At 61.5% G+C, this 26,179-nt stretch carries 23 protein-coding genes and 1 riboswitch; of the genes, 6 read left to right on the top strand and 17 right to left on the bottom strand.

All coding sequences use genetic code 11. The features are described 5' to 3' along the window. Positions 1-12: 12 nt before the first annotated feature. The 6 genes from HJC04_RS11610 to metA all read right to left on the bottom strand — a co-directional run bounded on the left by HJC04_RS11610 (position 13) and on the right by metA (position 6,009). Positions 13-741, bottom strand: a complete 729-nt coding sequence (locus tag HJC04_RS11610) for an SIS domain-containing protein (protein WP_221146198.1) — start codon at positions 739-741, stop codon at positions 13-15. Positions 742-758: 17 nt separating this feature from the next. Then, positions 759-1,910 carry an N-acetylglucosamine-6-phosphate deacetylase gene (gene nagA, locus HJC04_RS11605; protein ID WP_221146196.1) on the bottom strand — a complete coding sequence of 384 codons (1,152 nt, stop codon included), beginning with the start codon at positions 1,908-1,910 and terminating at the stop codon, positions 759-761. Beyond that, complete coding sequence (locus HJC04_RS11600; protein WP_210632710.1) at positions 1,910-2,941, bottom strand: SIS domain-containing protein; 1,032 nt, start codon at positions 2,939-2,941, stop codon at positions 1,910-1,912. Before HJC04_RS11600 ends, nagA begins: the two co-directional genes overlap by 1 nt. Further along, positions 2,934-3,710 carry a GntR family transcriptional regulator gene (locus tag HJC04_RS11595; protein ID WP_221146194.1) on the bottom strand — a complete coding sequence of 259 codons (777 nt, stop codon included), beginning with the start codon at positions 3,708-3,710 and terminating at the stop codon, positions 2,934-2,936. Before HJC04_RS11595 ends, HJC04_RS11600 begins: the two co-directional genes overlap by 8 nt. Before the next feature lie 234 nt (positions 3,711-3,944). Further along, the gene (locus HJC04_RS11590) at positions 3,945-4,967 is read right to left on the bottom strand and encodes an aldose epimerase family protein (protein WP_210632709.1); all 1,023 of its coding nucleotides are present in this window, start codon (positions 4,965-4,967) and stop codon (positions 3,945-3,947) included. 118 nt (positions 4,968-5,085) lie between these two features. After that, entirely contained in the window at positions 5,086-6,009 is a 924-nt protein-coding gene (gene metA, locus HJC04_RS11585; protein ID WP_210632708.1) for a homoserine O-succinyltransferase, read from the bottom strand. A 48-nt stretch (positions 6,010-6,057) separates the two neighbouring features. Beyond that, a riboswitch (SAM riboswitch) is annotated at positions 6,058-6,135 on the bottom strand. Positions 6,136-6,288: 153 nt separating this feature from the next. Here metA and HJC04_RS11580 point away from each other — a divergent pair. Beyond that, positions 6,289-8,148, top strand: coding sequence for an ABC transporter ATP-binding protein/permease (locus HJC04_RS11580; RefSeq protein WP_210632707.1), 1,860 nt, complete (start codon positions 6,289-6,291; stop codon positions 8,146-8,148). Between the two features lie 63 nt (positions 8,149-8,211). On the opposite strand, the gene HJC04_RS11575 is transcribed toward HJC04_RS11580, so the two are convergent. The 3 genes from HJC04_RS11575 to HJC04_RS11565 all read right to left on the bottom strand — a co-directional run bounded on the left by HJC04_RS11575 (position 8,212) and on the right by HJC04_RS11565 (position 11,280). After that, a complete protein-coding gene (locus HJC04_RS11575; RefSeq protein WP_210632706.1) occupies positions 8,212-10,032 on the bottom strand; it encodes an ABC-F family ATP-binding cassette domain-containing protein in 1,821 nt (606 codons plus the stop codon). 3 nt (positions 10,033-10,035) lie between these two features. Beyond that, positions 10,036-10,686, bottom strand: a complete 651-nt coding sequence (locus HJC04_RS11570; protein WP_210632705.1) for a thiamine diphosphokinase — start codon at positions 10,684-10,686, stop codon at positions 10,036-10,038. 66 nt (positions 10,687-10,752) lie between these two features. Next, a complete protein-coding gene (locus tag HJC04_RS11565; RefSeq protein ID WP_210632704.1) occupies positions 10,753-11,280 on the bottom strand; it encodes a MarR family winged helix-turn-helix transcriptional regulator in 528 nt (175 codons plus the stop codon). Between the two features lie 114 nt (positions 11,281-11,394). Between HJC04_RS11565 and HJC04_RS11560 the strand changes: the two genes are divergently transcribed. Together HJC04_RS11560 and HJC04_RS11555 are read left to right on the top strand one after the other, a co-directional pair. Beyond that, a complete protein-coding gene (locus HJC04_RS11560) occupies positions 11,395-12,933 on the top strand; it encodes an MDR family MFS transporter (protein WP_221146192.1) in 1,539 nt (512 codons plus the stop codon). A gap of 383 nt (positions 12,934-13,316) precedes the next feature. Beyond that, positions 13,317-14,861: a M48 family metalloprotease gene (locus tag HJC04_RS11555; protein WP_210632702.1), complete on the top strand. Its 1,545-nt coding sequence runs from the start codon at positions 13,317-13,319 to the stop codon at positions 14,859-14,861. Positions 14,862-14,913: 52 nt separating this feature from the next. Here HJC04_RS11555 and HJC04_RS11550 read toward each other — a convergent pair whose 3' ends face one another. The 5 genes from HJC04_RS11550 to HJC04_RS11530 all read right to left on the bottom strand — a co-directional run bounded on the left by HJC04_RS11550 (position 14,914) and on the right by HJC04_RS11530 (position 21,232). After that, positions 14,914-15,777 carry an RNA polymerase factor sigma-32 gene (locus HJC04_RS11550; RefSeq protein WP_011427212.1) on the bottom strand — a complete coding sequence of 288 codons (864 nt, stop codon included), beginning with the start codon at positions 15,775-15,777 and terminating at the stop codon, positions 14,914-14,916. A gap of 373 nt (positions 15,778-16,150) precedes the next feature. After that, positions 16,151-16,723, bottom strand: a complete 573-nt coding sequence (locus HJC04_RS11545) for a CarD family transcriptional regulator (RefSeq protein WP_011427211.1) — start codon at positions 16,721-16,723, stop codon at positions 16,151-16,153. Between the two features lie 393 nt (positions 16,724-17,116). Continuing rightward, a complete protein-coding gene (fdxA, locus tag HJC04_RS11540; protein ID WP_011427210.1) occupies positions 17,117-17,455 on the bottom strand; it encodes a ferredoxin FdxA in 339 nt (112 codons plus the stop codon). A 190-nt stretch (positions 17,456-17,645) separates the two neighbouring features. Beyond that, the gene (locus HJC04_RS11535; protein WP_221146190.1) at positions 17,646-18,050 is read right to left on the bottom strand and encodes an RNA-binding S4 domain-containing protein; all 405 of its coding nucleotides are present in this window, start codon (positions 18,048-18,050) and stop codon (positions 17,646-17,648) included. A 2-nt stretch (positions 18,051-18,052) separates the two neighbouring features. Next, complete coding sequence (locus tag HJC04_RS11530; RefSeq protein WP_221146188.1) at positions 18,053-21,232, bottom strand: helicase-related protein; 3,180 nt, start codon at positions 21,230-21,232, stop codon at positions 18,053-18,055. 796 nt (positions 21,233-22,028) lie between these two features. On the opposite strand from HJC04_RS11530, the gene HJC04_RS11525 reads away from it, so the two are divergent. Continuing rightward, positions 22,029-22,184, top strand: a complete 156-nt coding sequence (locus HJC04_RS11525; protein WP_003543790.1) for a DUF3309 family protein — start codon at positions 22,029-22,031, stop codon at positions 22,182-22,184. 27 nt (positions 22,185-22,211) lie between these two features. Then, on the top strand, positions 22,212-22,472 hold the full coding sequence (locus tag HJC04_RS11520) for a YMGG-like glycine zipper-containing protein (RefSeq protein WP_009991900.1): 261 nt from the start codon (positions 22,212-22,214) through the stop codon (positions 22,470-22,472). Positions 22,473-22,853: 381 nt separating this feature from the next. Here the strand turns inward: HJC04_RS11520 and HJC04_RS11515 are convergent, their stop codons facing one another. Beyond that, positions 22,854-23,579, bottom strand: coding sequence for a beta-ketoacyl-ACP reductase (locus HJC04_RS11515; RefSeq protein ID WP_210632699.1), 726 nt, complete (start codon positions 23,577-23,579; stop codon positions 22,854-22,856). Positions 23,580-23,648: 69 nt separating this feature from the next. Next, positions 23,649-24,830 carry an acetyl-CoA C-acetyltransferase gene (locus tag HJC04_RS11510; protein WP_210632698.1) on the bottom strand — a complete coding sequence of 394 codons (1,182 nt, stop codon included), beginning with the start codon at positions 24,828-24,830 and terminating at the stop codon, positions 23,649-23,651. A gap of 236 nt (positions 24,831-25,066) precedes the next feature. On the opposite strand from HJC04_RS11510, the gene phaR reads away from it, so the two are divergent. Beyond that, entirely contained in the window at positions 25,067-25,642 is a 576-nt protein-coding gene (phaR, locus tag HJC04_RS11505; RefSeq protein WP_210632697.1) for a polyhydroxyalkanoate synthesis repressor PhaR, read from the top strand. Here phaR and HJC04_RS11500 read toward each other — a convergent pair. Then, a complete protein-coding gene (locus HJC04_RS11500) occupies positions 25,637-26,044 on the bottom strand; it encodes a hypothetical protein (protein ID WP_210632696.1) in 408 nt (135 codons plus the stop codon). The genes phaR and HJC04_RS11500 overlap by 6 nt on opposite strands. Positions 26,045-26,179 lie beyond the last annotated feature (135 nt).

The raw sequence follows: 26,179 nt of genomic DNA, 5'->3' as shown, positions 1-26,179 counted from the left end.
TCCTTTATCCTCTCAGAGATGCGGGTTGCGCGGCCGGTATTTCTTGACGAGCTTCTGGTTGATCTCGGCCGCGCCCGGCATGTTGGCGCTGAGATAGACCGGCGCATCGCCGGATTTCGCAAGCTCCGAGGCAACTTCGGCAAAGATCGCGTTGATGATGGTCACACCGACCGCCGTCGAGACCGGTCCGACCCTAAGTCCCGTTCCTTCGAGATCGACGACAGCGTCACCCGGCGGCAATCCGTTGTCGAGCGCCACGTCGGCGACGTCGGCGAGCCGGCGGCGGCCATTGGCGATGGCCGAGGAATAGGCGATCGAGGTGATGGCGATCACCTTTGCGCCGATTTCGCGCGCATAATCGGCGGCCTCGATCGGCGCGGCGTTCACCCCCGAATTGGAAGCGATGATAATGACGTCGCCCGGCTGCATGCCGTAACGCTCCAGCATCGGCCGCACCAGACCCTGTGTGCGCTCATAGACCGAACTGATGACCGCCCCCTCGTGCAGCATCGCCGAGCCGACGAGCACCGGCACGGTGAAGGCGAGTCCGCCGGCACGATAGTGCACCTCTTCCGCCAGCATATGCGAATGGCCGGTGCCGAAGACATAGACACGTTTGTCGCCGCGGGCGGCATCGAGAATGACCGCCGCAGCCTGTGCCATCGGCTCGGCAAGCGTCTGCTTCAGCTCTTCCAGCCGGCCGATAAGGTTGGAGAAATAGGCATCGGTAATGTCGGTCATCCTACTTCTCCTTGAATTCATGCAACTTCGCCGGCAAGCCAGGTGGCGGCGACGGTGAGCGTATCGGTGAGGTGCACGAGATCGGCACGCGCGCCCGGTGAAAGATGGCCGCGATCGGCAAGTCTCAGGAAACGGGCGGGATAGAGGGTCGCCATGCGCAGCGCCTCGGCGAGCGCCAGGTCGAGATAGGTGATGCCGTAGCGGATTGCCGAAATCATGTCGACGTCGGAGCCTGCCAGCGTACCATCGGAAAGCACCAACTTCGAGCAGAAGCCGCCCCTTTCGCGCCGGACAGTGCGTCCGTTCAGCGTGAAAGAGTCCTGCTGCGAGCCGACAAGCGACATCGCGTCGGTGACGAAGAACAACCTGCCTTCGCCGCGCTTGGCACGCAACGCCGTGCGCAGCGCCTTCGGATCGACGTGATGGCCGTCGGCAATAATGCCGCACCAGGTCGCGGGATGATCGATGGCCGCGCCGACGAGGCCGGGAGCACGGTGTCCCATTTGGCTCATGGCGTTGAAGAGATGCGTGACCCCGCGCGCTCCGGCATCGAAACGTTCCTCCGCCGCCTCGCTCGAACAATCGGAATGGCCGATGCTGACGGTGACGCCGGCTTCCGCAAGCTCGCGCACCTGGGCGACCGTCACCTGCTCGGCTGCGATGGTGACGAGCAGCGTGCCGATCGACTCACGTGCCCGGATGAAGGCCTTGACGTCGCGGTCCTCCACCGGCCGCATCAACTCGGCCAGATGCGCACCCTTGCGGGCCGGTGCCAGATGCGGGCCCTCGAGATGCAGACCGGCGACGCCGCGGTTCTTTTTCACAGCCTCCTTCGCCGCCTCGATGGCGGCATTGGTCGCCTCCGATGTATCGGTGATCAAGGTCGGCAGCAGCGACGTCGTGCCATAAGGCCGATGCCCGCCGGCGATGATCTCCATCGACGCCGGGGACGGCTCGTCGTTCAGCATTCGGCCGCCGCCGCCATTGACCTGCGCATCGATGAAGCCGGCCGACAGGACGCCGCCCTCAAGAGCGACCATCTCGCCATCGGGCAGGTCGTTTCTCGCGACGATCGCTTCGACGCGGCCGTCGGCAAGGACGAGTGCCTTGTCGTCATGGAAGCGCTCGCCGTCGAAGATCCGGGCGCCGACGAAGATCTTGCGTCCCATCAGACCGTCTCCGTCACCTTGAGCAGGTTGGCCGGCCGGTCGGGGTCGAAGCCCTTGCGGCGCGTCACCGATTCGATCAGTCGGTAATAGACGAGCAGCGACACCAGCGGATCGACGAGACCGTTGCCCGTCGTCGGCACGCGCAGATTGATGCCGGAGAGCGGCTGCGTGGAGAAGCCGACGGTGGTGGCGCCAAGCTTCTGCAGGCGCTCCAGCGCCTTGCCGTTATTGGCCAAAGCAGCATCGTCGGGCGCGAAGGCGACGATTGGAAAGCCCGGCTGCACCAGGCGCATCGGGCCATGCATCAGTTCAGCCAGCGAAAAGGCCTCGGCGTGCAGGCCCGAGGTTTCCTTGGCCTTCAACGCCGCTTCGAGCGCGATCGCGAAGGCCGGGCCGCGGCCGGCCGTATAGAGCGAGGTCGCATGGAGCAGCACCTCCTCGGCCGCCGCCGTGTCGATCCCGGCGGTCGCCGAAAGCGCCTCCGGCAGTTTTTCCAGCGCTGCCTGCAGGTCGGACGCGCCGCCGATCGCAGCCGTCACCCCGGTGAGCGCGGCGACGGAGGCGATGAAGGATTTCGTCGCCGCCACACTCTTTTCCGCGCCGGCGTTGAGGCCGAGAACGATATCCGCCTGCCTGGCAAGCGGGCTGTCGGTGACGTTGACGACGGCGATCGTCGTTGCGCCCCCCTTCTTCGCGGCCTCCTGCAGGGCGACGATGTCGGGGCTGGCGCCCGACTGCGAGACGGTGAAATGCACGCCGCCCTGCAGGTGGAGGGCAGCACCATAGACGGAAGCGATCGACGGGCCGACCGAGGCGACTGGGACGCCGCAGGTGATCTCAAAGAGATATTTGAAGAAGGTGGCGGCATGGTCCGAGGAGCCGCGCGCGGCCGTCGTCACCACGCTCGGACGGGCGGACGAAAACAGACGGGCGATCTCGGCAAAGACCGGCTTTTCCTTTTCGAGAAGCGTGGCCACCACTTCGGGTGATTCGCCTGCTTCCTGCAGCATCAGCGACTGGTTCTCACTCATGGTCATCTCCAATTCTCAATTCGGCAACGAAGTCATAGGCATCGCCGCGATAATGCGAGCGGGTGTATTCGACGACGCGCTGGTCTTCCAGGCGCGAGACACGTTCGATAAGAAGCGCCGGCGCGCCTGCCTTGACGTTCAGCATCGCAGCATAGGATGCATCGAGCGTGACGGCGGTCAACCGCTGCAGCGCGCGCACCGGCCGATGGCCATTCGCCGCCAGCGCATCGTAGAGCGATCCTTCGCCGCCGGCATTCTTCCCCAGAAACTTGACCGGCACGACGGCGCGTTCGATCGCCAGCGGCAAGCCGTCAGCGAGGCGCAGCCGGTCGAGCCTCAGCACCGGCTCGTCGCCGCCGAGGCCGAGCAGGAAGGATTCTTCCGGCGACGGCGTGTTGATCTCTCGCGACAATATCCGCGCGGCCGGCAACCGGCCGCGCGAACGCATATCGGCGGAGAAGGAGGAAAGCCGCCAGAGCGACTGTTCCATGCGCTCGACCTTGCTCGATACGAAAGTACCGCTTCCGTGGCGCGATTCCAATGCGCCCGCCGGCATGAGGTCGCGATAGGCGGTGCGCACGGTGACGCGGCCGAGCTTGAGAGCCTCGGCAAGGTCACGCTCGCCCGGCAGCGCCGTGCCGGGCTTCAGCAAGCCTTCCTGAATGAGGCTGGTCAGCACCTGCGCCAGCCGCTTGTAGAGTGGGCCGGTCAGCGCGTCGTCGCGCAGGCTGCGTCTATTGAGTTCAGCTACTAGACTGGTTCTATCCATGGACACACAATAGAACCTATATAGAACCAATCGGCAAGCCTGAATCTGAGGGGCAGAAGAAAAACCCTCTCCGGCAATCCGAAGAGGGTTCAATAACGGTCAAATTTGACAGCCGTACGTCTCAGAGCATGTCCGCGCAAACGTGTGCGGCGGTTTTGCGATACCGACTTGCGTAAACAAAAACCTAAAGCGCGAGGAGCGAATCTGAAAGATCGTGACGCGCTTTAGAACGCTTCAGCTCTTGGTGAAGATGTAGTCCGTTTCCTGGCGTAGCACTTCGCCTGGACGCAGGACCGCATTCGGGAAGCCCTCATGGTTGATCGCATCCGGCCAGATCTGTGTCTCCAGGCAGAAGCCGGCGAACGGACCATATTTGCGCCCGCCGAGGCCGGGAGCCCCAGTGTTGAGCTTGAAGCCGGCATAGAACTGTACGCCCGGCTCGGTGCTGCGCACTTCCAGCGACACGCCGGAATAGAGGCTGCGGGCGAGTGCCACGGTCCGCTTGGCGGTGCGTTCGCGGGACAGGCAGAAATTGTGGTCGTACAATACCTGTTCACTGCCGACGAAACGCTTCATCGGGGCCATCTCGCGGAAATCGAATTCGGTTCCGGCAACGGGCCGGATTTCGCCGGTCGGCACCTGCTTCTCGTCGGTCGGCAGATAGTGATCGGCGGCGATCATGATGTCGTGGCCCAGTGCATCATCGCGGCCGTCGAGATTGAAATAGGCGTGCTGGCAGACATTGGCGAGCGTCGGCTGATCGCTGGTCGATTCATAGGTGATCGACAGTTCACCATTGCCGTGCACCCGGAACGTCGCCTGAATGGTGCAGTTGCCGGGATAACCGGCACGGCCGTCCGGATCGACGATCTTCATCACCAGGCGGTCGACCGCATGCTCGACGATCGTCCAGTTGCGCTTGCCGATATTGTCGCTGCCGCCGTGCAGATGTGTGACGCCGTTTTCATTCGGCTCGAGCTGATAGTCCTTGCCGTCGAGCGTAAAGGCGCCGCCGCCGACACGGTTGGCGCAGCGGCCGGGCGTCGCGCCGAAATAGGCCGAGTAGAGAGGATAGCTGTCGAAATCCTCGAAGCCGAGTTGCAGCGGCGCCTCATGACCCTCAAGGCGCAGATCCTGGATGACCGCACCCCAGGTGATGATCTTGGCCGTTAGGCCGCCGCCCCTGATGACGACGCGATAGACGGTCTCGCCCGCCTTCGTCTGCCCAAAAACTTCCCGCTCCAACTTATCCGACATGATCGACTGTCCGTTCCTTTGCGCGTCCGATAAAAACGCGCAGCGCTATAGGGTTCCGGACCGGAACCTGCCCGCATTTGTTCCAAACCGCAACCAGGCAGGTCAGAAAGAAATTCCATTAAAGATCCATGCCGATCTCTTCGACGTCATAGGGCGTCGTCTGGTAAATCTCGTTGATCCAGTTGCCGAACAAGAGGTGCGCGTGGCTGCGCCAGCGGTTCTGAGGCGCAAGTGCCGGATCATTATGCGGGAAGTAATTGTGCGGCATCTTGATCGGCACGCCGGCATCCACATCGCGGAAATACTCGTCCGAAAGTGAGGTGGAATCATATTCGACATGATTGAACATGTAGAGCCGCCGGCCCCTTTTCTCATGCACGAGGCAGACGCCCATCTCGCTCGATTCCATCAGAATTTCCAGGCTTTCGCATTTCTCGATGTCGGCGCGGCGCACCTCGGTCCAGCGCGACACCGGCACCTCGAAGTTGTCGGAAAAGCCGTTCAGATAGATGGAGGAAGGCTTCAGGTTCCGGTGCCGGTAGACGCCGAAGGCCTTTTCCTTCAGCTCGTATTTCGGAACGCCGTGGAAGTGATAGATCGCCGCCATCGCGCCCCAGCAGACGTTCATCGTCGAATGGACGTTGGTCTCCGTCCAATTGAAGATCTCCTGCATTTCTGCCCAATAGGTAACGTCCTCATAGGGGAGGAGCTCGATCGGGGCTCCGGTGATGATGAAGCCGTCGAACTTGCGCTGCTTCACCTCTTCCCAGGTCTGGTAGAAGGCGAGCAGGTGATCTTCGGATGTGTTCTTTGCCTTGTGGCCGCCGATGCGGATGAGTGACAGCTCCACCTGCAGCGGCGAAGCGCCGACGAGACGGGCCATCTGCAGTTCGGTCTTGATCTTGTTCGGCATCAGGTTGAGCAGGCCGATCTGCAACGGTCTTATATCCTGACGGATCGCCATCGTCTCGGTCAGCACCCGCACGCCTTCCTGAACCAGGGTTTCGAAGGCGGGCAGCGTATCGGGGATCTTGATGGGCATTGCGGTCAACTCGATCAAAAATAAAAAACCGGCGGCGAAAAAATCGCTACCGGTCCGCACGCGGCCCTTTAGCGACTTTTTTAACGTGGCTGCAAGCCGGCCGGCCAAATCACCACGGAGTGCCTTAATTAGTCCCAGTTGAGCCGCGAATCAACTCCGAATGCATGCGGGAGTGGCCCGTCAAGAATCATCACACTTTAATGACTGATAGAATCTGTTGATAGACCGGTAACGCCACCATGTTAATAATGACAGTATGGGCGGTGTTGGAAAAGCGTGATGGCAGACAAGATCGAAGGGAGGCCGGGCATCCGGAAGCAGGATAGGGTAGGGTATGATTTCAGCCTGACATATCGCCTCGGTGTGATGTTCTCAGCATTCTGGAATTCGCAAGTTCGCGGCAAGGTGCTGTTTCTGGCGACCGTGCTGATCCTCGTCATCCTGGCGACGGCCTATGGCCAGGTCATTCTCAATGAGTGGAACGCCCCTTTCTACGATTCGCTCGAGCGCCGCGACCTCGGCGAATTCTTCCACCAGCTCGAAATCTTCGCGATGATCGCCGGCACGCTGCTGCTGCTCAACGTGTTGCAGGCTTGGCTGAACCAGATGACCGCGCTTTATATGCGCGAAGGCCTGTCACGCGATCTCGTCGACCAGTGGCTGAAGCGTAAGCGGGCGCTGCGGCTCGCCTCCAGCGGCCTGATCGGCGTCAATCCGGATCAGCGCCTGCACGAGGATTCCCGCAACCTTGCCGAAAGCACGACCGGGCTCGTCCTCGGGCTGCTGCAATCGACCATTCTTCTGGTGAGCTTCATCGGCGTGCTCTGGGAGCTTTCGAGCGGCTTCATCTTCCACATCAGCGGCCACAGCTTCTCCATACCGGGCTATATGGTCTGGGCGGCGATTTTCTATGCAGCTTCCGCCTCGGTGTTGAGCCAGGTCGTCGGCCGCAAGCTGGTCAAGCTCAATGCCGACCGCTTCTCGAAGGAGGCCGAGCTTCGTTTCACGCTGATGCATGCCAACGAGAACATGCCGGCGATCACCGTCGCCCGCGGCGAGGAGAACGAACGCCGGCGTATCAATACCGACATCAGTTCGGTACTGAGGGTCGTCAAGCGGCTCGCCATGGCCAATACCAATCTCACCTGGGTTTCGGCCGGCTACGGCTGGCTGGTGATCGTCATTCCGATCATCGTTGCCGCACCCGCCTATTTTTCCGGCGGCCTCACCCTCGGCCAGCTGATGATGTCGGTCGGCGCCTTCAACCAGGTCAATACGGCGTTGCGCTGGTATGTCGCCAATTTCGGCCCGATCGCCGAATGGCGTGCCACGCTGATGCGCGTCACCGACTTCCGCCAGGCGTTGCTCGACATGGACGAGGGCTTTGGCGTGAAGGGAAGCATCGCCTATGAAGACACCGCCGCCGACAGGCTGACGCTGAAGGATGTGGTGATCAATGCCAAGATCGGCGAAGACATCGAGGAATGCGGCGGTTTTCGCCTGCGAGAAACCGATATCGTGATCAAGGCCGGCGAAAAAATCATGATCAACGGCGATCATAGCGTCAACCGCAAGCTGCTGTTCCAGGCCTTGGCCGGGCTCTGGCCGTGCGGCAGCGGCACGATGGGTCTGCCGCCGATCGACGACATGCTGTTCGTTCCGCAAATCGCCTATATTCCGGGCGGCACGTTGCGCGAGGCGTTGGCCTTCCCCGAAAGCGCCGATGCCTACGAGCAAGCTGCGGTCGAGGCGGCCCTTGAAAAGGCCGGCCTGCACTCTCTGATCGCAAGGCTCGATACCCGCGCCCGCTGGGACAAGCTGCTCGACGGCGATGAACAGAAGGCGATCGGCTTCGCGCGCCTGCTGCTGGTGCGCCCGCGCTGGATCATCTTCGACGAAGTGCTCGAGGGCATGGAGCCGGAATGGCAGGAAACGATGTGCAGCGTGCTGACTTCGATGCCCGAAATCGGCATGATCTATATCGGCCGCTCTGAAACTTATCTGGAGGCGTTGCAGCCCCGGGTGCTGCATCTGCAGGCTCTGCCCTCGAGATCCGAAGAGCCGCAGCAGCAGGTCGCCCAGACCACCGGCGCCAGCGCCAGTGCCGGCGCAGCCGCCGTCCCCGCGCCGGCGCTTTAGGACGCCCCCTTATCGGCAGGACCCCTGCCTACAACGTGACGCAAGCGGCTGAGTGCGAGAGTCTCAGCCCTCCAGTTCTTCCCGCAGCATTTCGAGCTCCAGCCATTCCTCTTCCATCTTGGTCAGGCTGACTCGCAGCTTCTCCATCTCGCCTGCAAGGCGGTTGAAGGCAACGGGGTCGCGCGTGAAGAGATTGGGATCGGCCATGACAAGTTCGCGCTTGGCGATCTCGGCCTCGGCCTTGGCCATTTCCTTCGGCAGATTGTCCAGCGCGAATTTCTGCTTGAAGGAAAGCTTGCCCTTCGAGGCTGCGCCGGAAGCTGTTGTCTCCTGGGTCTTCGGTTTCTCCGCCGCTTTCTCGGCTTTCCTGCGCTCGTCGAGTACGCCCTTGCGCTGCGCCAACATGTCCGTATAGCCGCCGGCATATTCGATCCATCGGCCGTCGGGCGCATCCGGCACGGCGGGCGCGATCGTCGAGGTTACGGTGCGGTCGAGAAAGTCACGATCGTGGCTGACGAGGATGACGGTGCCGGGAAAGCCGGCGACGATTTCCTGCAGGAGGTCGAGCGTCTCGATGTCGAGATCGTTGGTCGGTTCGTCAAGGATCAGGAGGTTTGCCGGGCGCGCCAGGATGCGCGCCAGCATCAGCCGGGCGCGCTCGCCGCCGGAGAGGCTCTTGATCGGTGTTCGCGCCTGCTCCGGCTGGAACAGGAATTCTTTCATGTAGCCGGTGACGTGGCGCTGCTCGCCATTGACGAGCAGGTTTTCGCCGCGCCCGTCGGTCAGGTAGTTTGCAAGCGTCTCCTCGGGCTTGAGGTCCTCGCGCTTCTGGTCGAGGGTGGCGATCTCCAGGTTGGTGCCCAGCTTCACCGTGCCGCCGTCCGGCGAAAGCTGGCCGGTCAGCATTTTCAAGAGCGTCGTCTTGCCGGCGCCGTTCGGCCCGACGAGACCGATGCAATCGCCGCGATGGACGCGGATCGAGAACGGTGTGACGATTGCCCGGTCGCCGAAGCTCTTGGTGATCTTCTCGGCCTCGATCACCAGCTTGCCGGATTCCTGCGCATCCGAAATCGTCGCCTGCACCGTGCCCTGCGGGCCCTTGTGGCCACGATATTGCGAACGCATCGTCTGCAGCTCGCCGAGACGGCGCATATTGCGCTTGCGCCGGGCCGTGACGCCGTAGCGCAGCCAGTGCTCCTCGCGCTCGATTGCCTTGCCGAGCTTGTGCTGCTCGAGCTCCTCGGCCTCCAGCACCTGGTCGCGCCAGGCTTCGAAATGCGCAAAGCCCCTGTCGAGCCGGCGCGAGGCGCCGCGATCGAGCCAGACGGTTGCCGTCGAAACTTTTTCGAGGAACCGCCGGTCGTGCGAGATCAGCACCAGGGCGCTGCGCGTCTTTTGCAACTCGCCTTCCAGCCATTCGATGGTCGGCAGGTCGAGATGGTTGGTCGGCTCGTCGAGCAGGAGAATGTCGGGCTCCGGCGCCAGCACGCGGGCAAGGGCGGCCCGTCGCGATTCACCGCCGGAAAGGGTATTTGGATCCTCCTCACCGGTGAGGCCGAGGTGGGACAGAAGATAGGTGACGCGATAGGGATCGTCGCCGGGTCCCAGACCAGCCTCGGCATAGGCCTGAACGGTGCTGAAACTGGCAAAGTCCGGCGCCTGTTCGAGATAGCGCACCGTCGAGGACGGATGACGGAAAACTTCGCCGGACTGCGCCTCGACCAGGCCGGCGGCGATCTTCAGCAGCGTCGATTTTCCCGAGCCGTTACGGCCGACGAGACAGATCTTGTCGCCGGGCTCGACCTGCAGGGAAGCGCCCGCCAGCAGCGGTGCGCCGCCGAAGCTCAGGAAGATATCGTCGAGTTTCAGAATGGGAGGGGCCAAAAATCAGACTCCGGAAAGATCATAGGGGCGGGCAAGCACGATCGCCCGGCCGCTCTCGAGCGAAAGGCGAACCTTGCCTTCCGCGACATTTGAAATGGTGCGCGACGAGCCGAAAGGCAGATGGAAATCGGTGAGCGGATAACGCGCATTCTCGATAGAAAGTCCGGTCAGCGGCCCAAATCCGGGCACGGAAAACAGGCTGCCTTTGGGAAGATCGAGCTCGATCGTGCCGGGAACCAGCGGCACTGCCTCTTCCTTGCCCGAGGTCAGCAGTACGTCGAAACCCTTTTCCGCCAAGCCGACAGCCGACAGCAGATGCTGAAGCGCATGGTCGGAGCGTTCGCCGGCGAGCGCGCCGGCGAGGATCAGCCGCCGCGCGCCACGTGCGATCGCTTCCGATACGGCGATTTCGCCGTCCGTTGCCGCCTTCGCTGCGGGATAGGGCTGTTTCGGCACATCGAGAAAACCCGCTTCGAGCTCGGGGGGCGTCGAATCGAAATCGCCGACCCAGAGCTCAGGCATGACACCAAGCGCCATCGCATGCCGCATGCCGCCATCGGCCGCGATGAAGCGGCTGCCGCCGATCGCGTGGCGCAGGCGTTCCGTCAGGCTGAGTTCGCCGCCGAGCAGAATGGTGAAGGTGGATTGGCTCATGGGCACTGCCCTTAGCGCAAACGGGGGGGCGAGGGGAAGGGGCACCACCGACGGACGGCTTTCGCCTCAACCGGGCGTGTCCTTGTCGCGCGAGAGAAAGATTGCCTCGTAGCCACCGATGAAACGTTCGAACAGCGTCGCGAAACGCTCTATATCCTCGCGTGGCCAATCGGAGACGATCTCGGAGATAATGGCCATTTTCTGCGCATGGATCTCGGCAAGCAGCGCCTGGCCAGCGTCGGTGATGACGACGACGATCCGCCGCGCGTCGGCCTGGGAGGCTTCGCGCCGCAAGACGTTGCGTCCGACCATCTCGGCCACCACCCGGCTCGCGCGCGACGGGTCGATGCGCAGCATCTCCGCGATCAAGCCGACGGTGACCTCGCCGGGCGACCCAGCCCGGCGCACGGCGTCGAGCACGTCGAGGTGGGAGAGCTCAAGGCCCGGTGCGGCGCTCTGGATCGCCAGCCTGCCGATCAGCCGTCGGCCGGTCATCAGGCGCATGCGCGCCATGCTCCTGCCGATGCGAGGCAGGTTCTCATCGTCCGGCTCGGCCCGACTGTTGGACAGGATCTTCGTCAGCGTCTCATTCATGACCGAACCATAGCAGAGCGGAGGTCAAAATTGAATATGCCGGGGTCACTCATGTGCCGTTGACAATTACATGCTGATAGCACATAAAATAGTTCGAACCCGGAAATATGCCTCATGGACATGCAACCCGCGCCTGCGCCGCTCGTGACGGACCCTCGTCGCCGGCTTATCCTCTTCTTCTTTCTGATGACCGCCATGTTCATGGCGACGCTTGATAACCAGATCGTCTCCACGGCATTGCCGACAATTGTCGGCGAGTTCGGCCATCTCGAGCGTTTCGGCTGGATCGGCTCGGCCTACCTGTTGGCGCTCAGCGCCGTCATGCCGCTCTACGGCAAGCTCGGCGATCTCTTCGGCCGCAAATATGTGATGATGACGGCGATCGGAATCTTCACCGTCGGCTCCGCAGTCTGCGGCCTGGCTGTCTCGATGAATACGCTGATCGCCGCTCGTGTGCTGCAGGGCCTCGGCGGTGGCGGCATCATGGTGTCGATCTTTGCCGTCAACGCCGATCTGTTCGAGCCGCGCGAGCGGGCGCGCTATCAAAGCTATTCCAGCCTCGTGCTGATGGCTTCAGGCGCGATCGGCCCGGTGCTCGGGGGGACGATGAGCGATCTCTTCGGCTGGCGCTCGATCTTCCTCGTCAACGTGCCGATCGGTTTCGTCGTGCTCACCGGGCTTGCCTTCATGCTGCCCTACCGCAAGCCGCATCGGCGCCCGAAGATCGATTATGCCGGCGCGCTGCTGATCGCGCTGACGACGACGAGCATCGTGCTTGCCACAGACAGCAGCGAATTGTTCGGCTCGATGATCTCACCACAGAGTATCGGGATCGTCGCCTTCGGCGCCGTCTGCGCCGTCACCTGGGTGTTCGTCGAGCGCCGCGCGCCGGAGCCGATCGTTCCGCTGCAGCTCTTCCGCAATTCAACCTTCAGCCTGCTGCTGGTAATATCGGTGATGGGCGGCGCCATCGCCATCGGCATGGTCAACTATCTCGCTCTCTTCCTGCAGACGACGACCGGCCTTTCGCCATCGGCCGCCGGCCTTCTCTTCATTCTGCTGACCGGGGGTCTCGTCTGCGGGTCGCTGTCGGCCGGGCGTATCATCTCGATGACCGGTCGCTACAAACCCTTCGCCATCGCAAGCCTCACCTGCAGCGCCATTGCCTTCGCGCTGATGTCGCAGGTCCATGCGGGAACGCCGATCGCCTTCATCGGCGCGATCATGATGCTGCATGGCATCGGCATCGGCCTTGCGCAGCAGGTCCCCGTCATCGGCGTGCAGAATGCCGCCCCCGCCCGCGACGTCGGCGCCGCCACCGGCTCGGTGACACTCTCGCGCATGGGCGGGGCCTCGATCGCCATATCAATCTATGGCGCGATCATCGCCTCCGGGCTCGGCAAGGTCGGCGCTCCCATTGCCGATGTTGCCGATATCGAACAGCTGACGCCGAAGATGATGGCCGCCCTTCCCGCAGCGAGCCGCCAGGCCGTCGCAGATGTCTATGCCGCCGCCTTCTCGCCCCTTTTCATGACTTCCTGCGCCATTGCCCTGATCGGCCTTGCTGCCGCAATGACGCTGAAGCCCGTGCAACTGCCGCGCACCGGCGAAACGAAGCGACCGCAATCGGCGGCGGCGGAAGCGGCGGAATAGACTACATAATGGGAATATGCACCAGCAGACGTTCTCTATCGCATAGATAGATCAAAAGTTGCGATTTTCTCGCAGGGCTGCCGTTATCCCACCTGTTGCTTCAATCATGCCGTTCTTTTTCCGCGCCTCTGACAAATCTATGACTGGTGACGGAACTTTCGCCATAATTTCATCCGAGCGAAGGGAGACCTCGATGCCTGAGGCTTGCTAAAATGCAACGGCGCCACAATTAAACAGAGTCTCGCTATGCAACCGATGCGTAAATCAGTTACAGCAACGACGTGTATCGGCCTAGCATGCGGCGCGAGATCAGGGGTGCGCACCTGTTGAGTTCCCCTTGCCAAGGCCGGTCTCCATCTGCGGCAAACCGGCAAAACAGCGACATGATGCAGAGAACCAGACTGGACAGCTTGACGACGTGGAAATCGCCCGCGCTTTCCAGTGATGTCATCTCTGCGACGCGGCGCTTCGCCCGCCGCCTGATGCTGCTTTCAACCGTCGGAATGGCGCTGAACGGGTGTCAGTCGCTGATCGAACAATCCTACCAGCCGAGCATCTCGCCTTCCTCCAATCCGCAGATCGTCGACGAGGTGCAGAAGAACGATCCGCGCGCGGCGATGGGTGCCCGCGAGCATCCGCGCATCGTGGCAAGCTACGGCGGCGAATACAAGGATGCCAAGACCGAGCGCCTCGTCGCCCGCATTGCCGGCGCGCTGACGGCGGTGTCGGAAAATCCGAGCCAGTCCTACCGTATCACCATCCTGAACTCGCCTGCGATCAACGCCTTCGCGCTGCCGGGCGGTTACCTCTACGTCACCCGCGGTCTGCTTGCCCTTGCCAACGACGCCTCGGAAGTCGCCGCTGTGCTGTCGCACGAAATGGGCCACGTGACAGCGAATCACGGTATCGAGCGGCAGAAGCGCGAAGAAGCCGAAGTCATTGCCAGCCGCGTCGTCGCCGAGGTCCTATCGAGCGACATCGCCGGCAAGCAGGCGCTTGCCCGGGGCAAGCTCAGGCTTGCCGCTTTCTCCCGCCAGCAGGAGCTGCAGGCCGATGTCATCGGCGTGCGCATGCTCGGCGAAGCCGGTTACGACCCCTATGCCGCCGCCCGTTTCCTCGATTCGATGGCGGCCTACAGCCGCTTCATGTCGGTCGACCCGGAAGCCGACCAGAGCCTCGACTTCCTCTCGAGCCATCCGAACTCCGCCCAGCGCATCGAGCTTGCCCGCACCCATGCGCGCGCCTTCGGCCAGGAAGGGAGGGTCGGCGACAAGGGTCGCGACTATTATCTCGATGGCATTGACGGCCTGCTCTATGGCGACAGTCCGGAAGAAGGCTACGTACGCGGCCAGACTTTCCTGCATGGCGGCCTCGGCATCCGCTTCGACGTACCGGAGGACTTCAAGATCGACAATAAGGTCGAAGCCGTGATGGCCACCGGCCCCAACGACATCGCCGTCCGCTTCGATGGCGTTGCCGACAACCAGAACCAGAGCCTCACAAACTATATCTCCAGCGGCTGGGTGACCGGTCTCGACCCATCGACCATTCAACAGATCACCGTCAATGGCATGGAAGCAGCCACCGCTCGCGCAAGTGCCGACCGCTGGGATTTCGATGTCACCGTCATCCGCAACAATGCGCAGATCTTCCGTTTCCTGACCGCCGTACCGAAGGGCAGCGACGCCCTCGAACCGACGGCCAATGTTCTGCGCGCCAGTTTCCGGCGCATGACACCGGCGGAGGCAGCCTCGCTGAAGCCGCTGCGCATTCGTGTCGTCACGGTCCGGCCAGGCGAGAACATCTCGACGCTTGCCGCGCGCATGATGGGCACCGATCGCAAGCTTGATCTCTTCAAGCTCATCAATGCCCTGCCGACGGGTGCGGCCGTTTCCCCTGGCGATCGCGTCAAAATCATCGCCGAATGAAAAAAGCCCGGCTTGCGCCGGGCCAGGCAGTGCTGCTGGAGGGTAAAGAAGTTCAGGCGTAGGCCGCCATATGCGGGTCGGCGCTGACCAGCGCGCTACGAAGCTTTTCCATCGCCCGGCTTTCGATCTGGCGCACGCGCTCCTTGGAAATGCCGAGATCGGCGCCCAGTTCTTCGAGCGTGGCGCCGTCTTCCGCCAGGCGCCGGGCGCTGATGATCTTCATCTCACGTTCGTTGAGATGTTTCAGCGCCGAAGCGAGCCAGACGCGGCGGCGCTCGCCGTCGATCATATTGGAAACCTGCTCGTCCGGCAGCGGATCGTCGCTGACGAGGAAATCCATCTTTTCCGCGCTCTCGGCATCGCCGGAGACGGAAGGCGCCTGCAGCGAAGCGTCGTTGCCGGAAAGCCTGGCATCCATGGTCTGGACATCGGCGAGGCTGACGCCGAGGGCAGCGGCGATTTCCTGATGAATGGATTGCAGAGTCAGTTGCGTATCGCCTCTCGCGAGCTTGGCGCGCAGACGGCGCAGATTGAAGAACAGCGCCTTCTGCGCCGAACTGGTGCCGCCGCGCACGATCGACCAGTTGCGCAGGATATAGTCCTGGATCGACGCCCTGATCCACCAGCTGGCATAGGTCGAAAAGCGCACGTCACGTTCCGGTTCGAAACGCGCGGCGGCTTCCAGCAGGCCCACATAGCCCTCTTGCACGAGGTCGCTCATCGGCAGACCGAAATTGCGGAACTTGCCAGCCATGGAGATAACCAGCCGCATATGCGCCATGGCGATTTGGTTGCGTGCACCGCGATCATCGTGATCTTTCCAGCGGGTGGCGAGATCATGCTCTTCCTGACGGGCGAGATAGGGGGCGGCCATCGCGATTTTGATCATGCGCCGATCTGCAGACATGTTCTTCATTTCGATCTCCCGAAAGGCCTTCGCCCTCAAAATGGACAATAAAACTCACGTTCCGGAACATCGCTGTCCGGACTGAATGGGGTTCCGAATGCAAAAGGGCCTCACCCCTGGACTTTTCAGGGAGAGGCCCTATCTCTCATCACGTGCCGCTAAGACGGCTGGGTCGGACTTGTTTCTTCACGTTGCCGAACGGGCAATATTGAAAAGGCATGATCCGCTCCTCACCGAATATTGACGGAATAGCAGTTCGCCCGACGAGTTTGCGCCCGACGAGCAGTCCGCAATTACGTGTGGTAAACGCGTCAGTCGGGAAAAAGTTCCAATAAAAAACCCGGCGCGACGGCCGGGTTTTTTTGGGAGAGACAGGCTTGCCTTAAGCGGCTTCGTCCTGCGAATCGTCTTCTTCAATCGCCTTGCCGCGCTTCGGACCCTTGTTGAGATTGGTCTCGACGAGGCGGACGGCTTCGGTTTCCGACATCTTGTTGACAGCGGCGATTTCGCGCGCCATGCGATCGAGCGCTGCTTCGTAGAGCTGGCGCTCGGAATAGGACTGCTCGGGCTGGTTCTCTGCACGATAGAGATCACGCACGACTTCAGCGATGGAAATCAGATCACCGGAATTGATCTTGGCATCATATTCCTGGGCGCGGCGGGACCACATGGTGCGCTTGACGCGCGCCTTGCCCTGCACAACCTTCAACGCACGATCGACGAAATCCGTTTCCGAAAGCTTGCGCATTCCGATGCTCATCGCCTTCGCGACCGGAACTTTAAGGCGCATCTTGTCCTTTTCGAAATCGATAACGAAAAGTTCGAGCTTCATGCCGGCAACTTCTTGCTCTTCGATAGCGGTGATGGTACCGACGCCATGAGCGGGGTAGACGATCGATTCACCGGTCTTGAAGCCGTGACGTGCTGTAGAAGGCTTTTTCTGCTGAGTCGTCATTCTATTCAAAAACTCCCTGTTACGCTTCCGGCGGCGGCCGGAGCCGGGTCAGTCAGGCCCGGTTGAGACGGTTGCATCCGTCGGGTGACTTCACTCTGGTCCCATCAGGCAAAAGCAAGGGCTTCTTGCGCGCGATCTGGGGACCCGGCGCTCAAAGCGTTGATATGTCACGGAAACCGCGTACGGATTGGTTTTGCTTTCGTGATGGTTTTGGGCATGCGTCATGCCACAAATGGAACAGTAGGCGAAACCTATCACAAAAATATGAGGAAATCAATAATTTGCTTCATCTGAGTCATGCGGGCAACACAGATCACCCATATGCCAGACGCAGGATTAAAAACGTTTCACCGCTCAACGGCCCGCATCCGGCGACGAAATCGGACAGCCGTCTTAATCGCCGGAACCCGGTTTTTCGGAGAAATATTTCTCGAATTTTCCGGTCTGGCCGTCCATTTCCTTGGCCTCCGGCAACGGATCCTTCTTGACCGTGATATTCGGCCAGATGCTGGCATATTCGGTATTGATCTTCAGCCACTTGTCGAGGCCCGGCTCGGTATCCGGCTTGATCGCCTCGGCGGGACATTCCGGTTCGCAGACGCCGCAATCGATGCATTCGTCCGGATGGATGACGAGAAAATTCTCGCCTTCATAAAAGCAGTCGACAGGGCAGACTTCCACGCAATCGGTATATTTGCACTTGATGCAATTGTCGGTCACGACATAGGTCATGAAGAACTCCAGGATTTCAAGCGGATGGGGCCGGGCAACCTGGAACGTCGCGCCTATCCCCGTGCCGGGCGAAGCGTGGACAGGCTTGGCAGGCAAGCACGCTTCCGGCAGGTTGTCAGTGACCTATCGGCTTTAGCGCCGGATTTCAAGGGTAAACGATCTGCAAAGCCGCCGCCACAGACAGAGTTTTCTAATCCTCGTCCGACATCAGCCTGTCGATTGCACGTCTTTCCTTTTTGGTCGGACGGCCGGTACCCGTCCCCCGGGTCGCTTGCTCGTACGGCGTGAGACGTTTTGTCTCATCCGGCGGCGGGGATTGGTCGTCGTAGAGCAGGCGGGCCTCCTCGTAGGGACCCCGCCGCTCCCCGGCGAGACGCACGATGAGAATGACATCGCGCCGCTCCAGCGTCAGTTCGACGCGGTCACCCGGCTTGACCATCTGGCTCGGGTGACTGCAGCGCTCGCCGTTGATGCGCACGTGCCCCGACTGGACGTGACTCTGGGCCAGCGAGCGCGACTTCACCATGCGCGTGAAAAACAGCCACTTGTCGATGCGCTGGCGCGAACCGCTTGCCGGCTGTGTCTCCCCGCCCATGATTACTTCTTCATCTGTTCCTTGAGAGCTGCGAGCTTGGCGAAGGGAGAATCCGGATCGATCGGCTTCTCCTTGCGCGGCGGCTTGGCCTCGAAGCGCAGCGGCTGGGCGCCGCGATTGTTGTTGCGGTCGTTACGGTCATTGCGATCGTTCCGCTCGCCGCGGTCCTTCCGATCGCCACGGTCCTGACGATCACCGCGCGGCTGGTCCTTGCGCTCGCCCCTTGCTTGCTGCGGTCTGCCACCGTCACGGCCGCCACCGTCCTTGCCGCGGCCGTGGCGGTTGTCGCGCCCGTCGCCGCCGCGATTGCCTTCGCCGCCTTCACCGCCGTTCGGACGGCGATTGCGTTCGCCGCGCTCCTGGTTCTGGCCGCCCCGGCGTTCGCCATGGCCGCCACGTGCTTGGCGATGGTTGTCATTGCGGCCGCCGAGACGCCACAATAGAACCGGCTTCGGTTCCGCCGGCTCGCCAGCTTCCCCGGAGGCGGCAGTCTCTGCCGAAGCGGTTGCCTCGGTCACTTCGGCCGCAGTGTTGCTGTCGTTCGCTTCTGTGGCGGGGACGTCGGCCGCCGTCGAAGCCGGCTCGGCTTGGGTCGGCTCGGAAACAGCCTCTTCCGTCGCTCCGTCGGCATCATCGTGATCGGCTTTTTCTGCCGCTTCCGCGGATGTTTCCGCGGAGGCGGCAGGGGCTGAAGCCGCGTCCTGCGCCGCAAGATGGGCCGACGCCTCTTCCGCCTTCACGGCATCGGCGCGATAGCCGAGGCCCTTGAGGATCTCTTCCATGTCCTCGAGCGTCGCCCCGAGAATCGACAGCATCGCCGTCGTCGTCGTGAAACGGCGACCGTCATAGGCGCCCTCCGGACGATTGCTCTGACCGGGCTTCCATTGCAGCAGCGGACGGATGATATCGGCAAGCCGCTCCAGAATGTCGATGCGCACGGCGCGCTTGCCGAGGAAGCGGAAGCCGGCGAGCTTGTAGAACATCCGCTCGAAGCTCGGATCGGTGACGACCGAGGTGCGGCCGGCGGCAAGCACGGGGATGAGATCGCCGTAGCCCGGCTTGTCGAGACCGTCGTTCTTCAACGCCCAGAGCAGCGTGATCAGTTCGGCAGGTGCCGGCTTCAGAAGGGCCGGAACAAAGATATGATAGGCACCGAAACGCACGCCGTAGCGGCGCATGGAGGCGCGAGCCTCCTGATCCAGCGACTTCACCTCTTCGGTGACGTCGCGGCGGAAGAGCACGCCGAGATTTTCGACCAGCTGGAAGGCAAGTCCCTTGGCGAGGCCCTGCAGATCCTCGGCGCGCGACAGATCATCGAGCGGTTTCAATACCGTGCTGATGTGATGATTGACGAAACGTTCGATACGGGCGGCGACGTGATCGCGGGCATTGCCCGTCAACTGCTCGTCGGCGAGCAGGATCACGCGCGGCCGCATGACGTGATCGCTGCCGGAAAGCCGCGCCACGGGATCGCCGAGCCAACGGATCAAGCCATCCGAACCGATCGCCAGATCGCTATTGCCCGCGGCATGCAGCCGGGCCGCACGGGCCTCGAACTCGAGCGCGAGCGCCTTCTGCGACGCAGCCTGAACCGCCTTGGCATCCGGTCCATCCGTTCCCCCCACCGGGGTGAAACGGAATCCGCTCAACTGCCCTACATGATGTCCTTCAACGAAGACATCGCCATTCACACTGATTTCAGCTTCCAGCATCGCATTCTCTCTCAGGCGCTTCATGAGCACAGATGTCCTGCGATCAACAAAGCGTTTCGTCAACCTTTCATGTAACGCATCGGACAATCGATCTTCGATTTCCCGCGTCTTTTCCTGCCAATGTGTCGGATCGGCAAGCCAGCCGGGCCGATTCGAAACGTAGGTCCAGGTCCTTATCTGCGCGATTCGCGCCGAAAGCGTGTCAATTTCCCCATCAGTTCGATCCGAGCGATGAACCTGCTCCGCAAGAAACTGCTCGTTCACCGTGCCATAGCGCACGAGATCGGAAAAGAGGGTCGAAATAAGATCGGCATGTTGGGCCGGAGTGATACGCCGGTAGTCGGGCAGCGCGCAAGCCTCCCAGAGTTTTTCGACGCGGGCCGGCCTGTCGGCGAGATCGATCACTTCGGGATAGCGCGAAAGCTGCTCGAGCGCCTGCTGATCGACCGCCGGCAGCGCCCGCGTCAGCCCGGGCACGCGCGGCCCGGCCTCCAGGCTGGCGCGCAGCGACTGAATTGAGGAGAAATCCATCTCCGTCGTGCGCCACTGCAGAACCTTGACGTTGTCGAATTCATGTCCCTCGATGCGCTGCACCACTTCCTCGTCGAAGGGCGAGACTTGGCCGGTGACACCGAAGGTGCCGTCCCGCACGTGCCGCCCGGCGCGGCCGGCGATCTGGCCGAGCTCGGCCGGATTGAGGTTGCGGAACTGGTAGCCGTCGAATTTCCGGTCCTGGGCGAAGGCGACGTGATCGACGTCGAGGTTGAGGCCCATGCCGATCGCATCGGTCGCCACCAGATATTCGACGTCGCCCGCCTGATAGAGCGCGACCTGCGCATTGCGGGTGCGCGGGCTCAGCGCCCCCAGCACGACCGCCGCGCCGCCGCGCTGCCGGCGGATGAGCTCGGCGATGGCATAGACCTCATCGGCGGAAAAGGCGACGATGGCCGAGCGCTGCGGCAGCCGGGTGATCTTCTTCTGCCCGGCGTAAAGGAGATGCGAAAGCCGTGGCCGCTCGACGATCGTGACGCCGGGCAGGATCTGCTGCAGGATCGGCCGCATTGTCCCCGCGCCCAGAAGCAGCGTCTCATCCCGGCCGCGAAGGTGCAGGATACGGTCGGTGAAGATATGGCCACGCTCGAGATCGCCGGCGAGCTGGACCTCGTCGATCGCGACAAAGGCGGCTTTGGTCTCCCGCGGCATCGCCTCGACCGTGCAAACGGAAAAACGCGCATTGGGCGGCGAAATCTTTTCTTCGCCCGTGACCAGAGCCACGTTCTGCAAGCCGACCTTCTCCACCACCCGCGTATAGACCTCGCGGGCCAAAAGCCTGAGTGGCAGGCCAATCACGCCGGTCCCATGTGCGACCATGCGCTCGATGGCATAATGGGTCTTGCCGGTATTGGTTGGTCCAAGCACCGCGGTCACACCGCGCCCGCTGAGAATCATCGGCTGCGAAGTCAGAGTCATGGTCCATGCAAGTGAGGCAGGCGCGCCCCGGGAAAAGTTTTGCCATCTCGATGGAGGCACAGAACACATGGACAGCTACTGCCGCAAACGCAAGGGCAGATTTCAAAATGCGTCGGGGATTGCGACTTTTGCGAGTCGTCCGGACGGTCCGCATTTCCGATTCGGAACAGCGTGAGAACGAATCAGAGACGAATCGCTGACTCCTGCTGATTCAGCTTTTGTTCACGGCTAAGTATTGATTTTGAATCACTTTTTCCTACTAAATGCTGAATCGCGGGACTCTCTCCGGTTCGCATTTTGTGACCCTGCCGGAGGTCTGTCATTCGCTTTTTGCCAAGGGAAAAATCCGCCGAAATTAACGTCTCGATCAAATCCGGAACGAATCGGCGACGAATCGCCGACTGCTCTGCTTTCCCCTTTCGTTCACGGCCATATCTGGTGGCGTCGTCATGTTCCGCCCGCTAGATGCGGGGCAGGCGGCAAGATCTCGTCACGTCGGTGTTAATCTTCCGGCGAGCAAATTCACACAGCCTTAAGCCTGACCCGCTTGCCCGTCGGACCGATCAAAAACGGAACGAATCACCGACGAATCGGAGACATCGTGATCTTCCTGCTTTGTTCGCCGCAACATGTTGTATTCAATGTCTTTTTAACCATACGGGCCATTTGTCAGGGGTGACGGATCACAAACCATGAATCGCGTCGCATCCTAATTCGCGCGCCCAACCGGGAACAAAAATCGCCAATGTGTGTTTCTTGTCCATTCAGATTGCAGATGAAATGAAGGAAAAACACCATGCTTGGCACGATACTTCTCGTTATCCTCATTCTGCTCCTGATCGGAGCCCTGCCGAACTGGGGTTATAGCCGTGGCTGGGGCTATGGACCTTCCGGCGGTTTGGGGCTAGTTCTGGTCATTATCATTATCCTTGTACTAATGGGCCGCATCTAAAGCCCGACTAACCTGGGGAGTTACGACATGATGAAGAAGATTGTTCTTATCGGCGCGCTCGTGGGCGCTCTCGCATCCTGCACCGCGACCGAGCAGGGCACGGCGATCGGCGCCGGCACCGGTGCAGTCATCGGCGGTGCCGTCACCAACAGCTGGGGCGGTGCCGCAGTCGGCGCCGTTGCCGGCGGCCTGACCGGCGCTCTCATCGGCCAGTCGGTCGAACGCCGCGGCTACTGCATCTATCGCGATCGCTACGGCCGCCGCTACGAGGCGCGTTGCCGTTACTGATCGCATCACATATCGGACTCCCAACGGGCGCTTCTGCGCCCGTTTTTCTTTGCCGACACGTCCGTCAACGTGACGTTAACGATCGGTCATGAAAGTCAAATCCACCAACGCCCATTAGCTAGCCGCATATTTACCTCGTACGCGCAGGGCAGGCGCCATCGCCCGACAATTCCACCGTCGTCATTCTCGTCGCCGCGGCTTTCCTGACAACCGCGGTCTCATCTCTTGTCTTGGTAGCGGAGATCGCTCGCGGCAGCGAATGCCGGCCATGATTCGGGTTGATCGAGACCGGAACACCGGCAACCGCTTCTGCCCTCCCGAACAAAAGCAAAGGCGCGTTCTGCAACGCGCCTTTGCAAATCGACACACGTTCGTCCTATCTTAAACGAAGAATTGCCCGCCATTGGCCGTCAGCGTCGAACCGGTGATGAAACCAGCATCGTCGGAGACGAGGAAGGTAACGCAGCGGGCAATCTCTTCGGGCTCGCCGAGACGGCCGACCGGGATCTGCGGAATGATGCGTTCATTCAGTACCTTCTCCGGCACGGCAAGCACCATTTCCGTTCCGATATAACCGGGGCAGATGGCATTGACGGTGATGTTTTTCGCAGCCCCTTCCTGGGCAAGCGCCTTGGTAAAGCCGAGATCGCCGGCCTTGGCCGCCGAATAGTTCGCCTGGCCCATCTGGCCCTTCTGGCCGTTGATCGACGAGATATTGACGATGCGGCCGAAGCCGCGGTCGCGCATGCCGCTCCAGACCTGATGCGTCATGTTGAACAGACCGGTCAGGTTGGTGTTGATCACCTCGTGCCACTGCTGCGGCGTCATCTTGTGGAACATTGCGTCGCGGGTGATGCCGGCATTGTTGACGAGGATCTCGACCGGCCCGATCTCGCGTTCGACCTTGGTGATCCCTTCACCGCAGGCAGCGTAGTCTGAAACATCCCATTTGAATACCGCAACGCCGGTGACGTCGTGGAAGGCATGAGCCTTCTCGTCATTGCCGGCGTAAGTGGCCGCAACCCTGTAGCCGGCATTTTTCAGCGCCATGGATATCGCTGCGCCGATGCCGCGTGTACCTCCGGTGACCAGAGCCACTCTGCTCATGTTCCGCTCCCCCTCTGTGTTTTCGCCCGCTCGTGGCGGCATTTCAATCAATGACGGATTGCATGCTATTTAAAGTGCTTCAAAGCACATGGCGACGCCCATGCCGCCGCCGATGCAAAGCGTGGCGAGGCCCTTCTTCGCGCCGCGGCGCTTCATCTCGAACAGCAGCGTGTTGAGAATGCGCGCCCCGGAGGCGCCGATCGGATGGCCGATCGCAATCGCCCCGCCATTGACGTTGACGATCGACGGATCCCAGCCGAGATCCTTGCTGACAGCGCAAGCCTGTGCCGCGAAGGCCTCGTTGGCCTCCACAAGATCGAGATCGTTCACAGACCAGCCGGCCTTTTCGAGCGCCTTGCGCGACGCGGGGATCGGGCCGGTGCCCATGATCGACGGATCGACGCCGGCCGTTGCCCAGGAAACGATGCGGGCAAGCGGCTGAATGCCGCGCCGGGTCGCTTCCGCCTCACTCATCAGCACGGCGGCGGCAGCGCCGTCGTTGAGGCCGGAGGCATTGGCGGCGGTAACCGTGCCTTCCTTGTCGAAGGCGGGGCGAAGCTTGCCCATCGCCTCGAGCGTCGCGCCGTGGCGGATATATTCGTCGGAATCGACGGTCACGTCGCCCTTCCGTGTCTGGATGATGTAGGGAATGATCTCGTCGGTGAAGCGGCCGGCCTTCTGAGCCGCCTCTGCCTTATTCTGCGAGGCGACGGCGAACTGATCCTGGTCGTCGCGCGACAGCTGCCACTGCCGTGCGACGTTCTCGGCGGTGATGCCCATATGGTAGCCGTGAAAAGCGTCGGTGAGGCCGTCCTTGATCATCGTGTCGACCATCTTCATGTCGCCCATCTTCGTGCCGCTGCGCAAATGCGCGGCATGCGGCGCCATCGACATGGATTCCTGGCCGCCGGCAACGATGATCCTGGCGTCGCCGGTGGCAATCTGCTGCATGCCGAGCGCGACTGCGCGCAGGCCCGAGCCGCAGAGCTGGTTGACGCCCCAGGCCGTCGTTTCCTTCGGAAGGCCGGCCTTGATCGCCGCCTGGCGGGCCGGGTTCTGGCCTTCGCCCGCGGCCAGCACCTGGCCGAGGATCACCTCATCCACCTCGCCGGCATCGACGCCGGCGCGCGCGAGCGCCCCCTTGATGACGGCCGCGCCGAGTTCATGCGCGGGGACCGTTGCAAAAGCGCCGTTGAACGAGCCGACGGCTGTCCGACCTGCGCTGGCGATGACGACGGATGAATTGCTCATGGGGAGGCTCCTCGTTTTTCGTCCCACTTACATAAGGGGAAACTGGCAAAGCTTTGAGCACAAGTCAAACGGGAAGACCGGCCGCCGCCATTTTCGCGGCAGCAGTCAACGCCGATTCGTTTGATCTGCTAAAGGTTTGCCGCAACGCACAAAGAGATTGTCACCAGCCTTCTTTTGCGTTTACAGTCTGAAGTGGAGGAAGATCCATAAATCAGACGGGGGTTCAGGAGACTGATATGGCGAAGCATGAGGGTCAGATTGTCATCAAGAAATACGCCAATCGCCGCCTGTACAATACAGGCACCAGCACCTATGTGACGCTGGAAGATCTGGCGGAGATGGTAAAGAGGGGCGAAGACTTTACCGTCCAGGACGCAAAAAGCGGGGACGATATCACCCATTCGGTGCTGACGCAGATCATCTTCGAGCAGGAATCGAAAACCGGCAACACGCTGCTCCCGATCTCCTTCCTGCGCCAGCTGATCACCTATTATGGTGACCAGATGCAGATGGTCGTGCCGAGCTTCCTCGAACATTCGATGCGCGCCTTCAGCGAACAGCAGGCACAGATGCGCGAACAGGTAAACCGTGCCTTCGGCGAGACGCCGCTCGGCAAGAACCTGCAATTGCCGATGCAGATGGTCGAGGACCAGGTTCGCCGCAATACCGAGCTGTTTCAGCAGGCAATGCAGATGTTCTCGCCTTTCATGACACCGCCGGCGGCCAAGGAAAGCCGCAAGGCCGAAGCCAAGGATATCGACGAACTGAAGGAACAGCTCCGCGCCCTTCAGAACAAGCTCGACAACCTATAGTCCGATAGAGACATCCCGCCCGGCGCTTCGGATCGAAACGGCAAAACCCCCGATCACATCGATCAGAGCGATCGTCATCAAAATGAAGAACACCTGTGTCGCGGCGCCCTGGACGAGAAGAAACTCGACCAGGAAGGCGATGAAGACCAGCATCGACAAGATATGGTTCAAGAGGTTGCCGGGCCCGGTTCGCGTTGCTTTCAGGATTTCGAAGAACAGCACGATGAGCGCAACGACGATGAAGAGATCGCCGAGCGCCATGCTCCAGGTCGCACCCGAGAGCATCGACAGCACGATGATGTTATGCTGCAAGGCTGCGATGCCGCCGTCGCCCATCAGGCCGAGCATCGCCAGATTGTAAAGAATAAACGGAATAATCATCAGCGGCATTGCGGCTACCATCGGCAATCTCCCAGCGGAGAAAGAATACTGCCGCAAACCGTTGTCTCACCGCAAGTGATTGCAAATATTATCTTGCCGAAATGCAAAAGGCCGGCGTGAAGCCGGCCTTGAGACTCGCGATCGGACGAGCCGGAT

Origin of the sequence: Rhizobium sp. NLR8a, assembly GCF_019685235.1 — a bacterium.
GTDB lineage: Bacteria > Pseudomonadota > Alphaproteobacteria > Rhizobiales > Rhizobiaceae > Rhizobium.
This window is presented reverse-complemented; position numbering and strand designations above follow the sequence as displayed.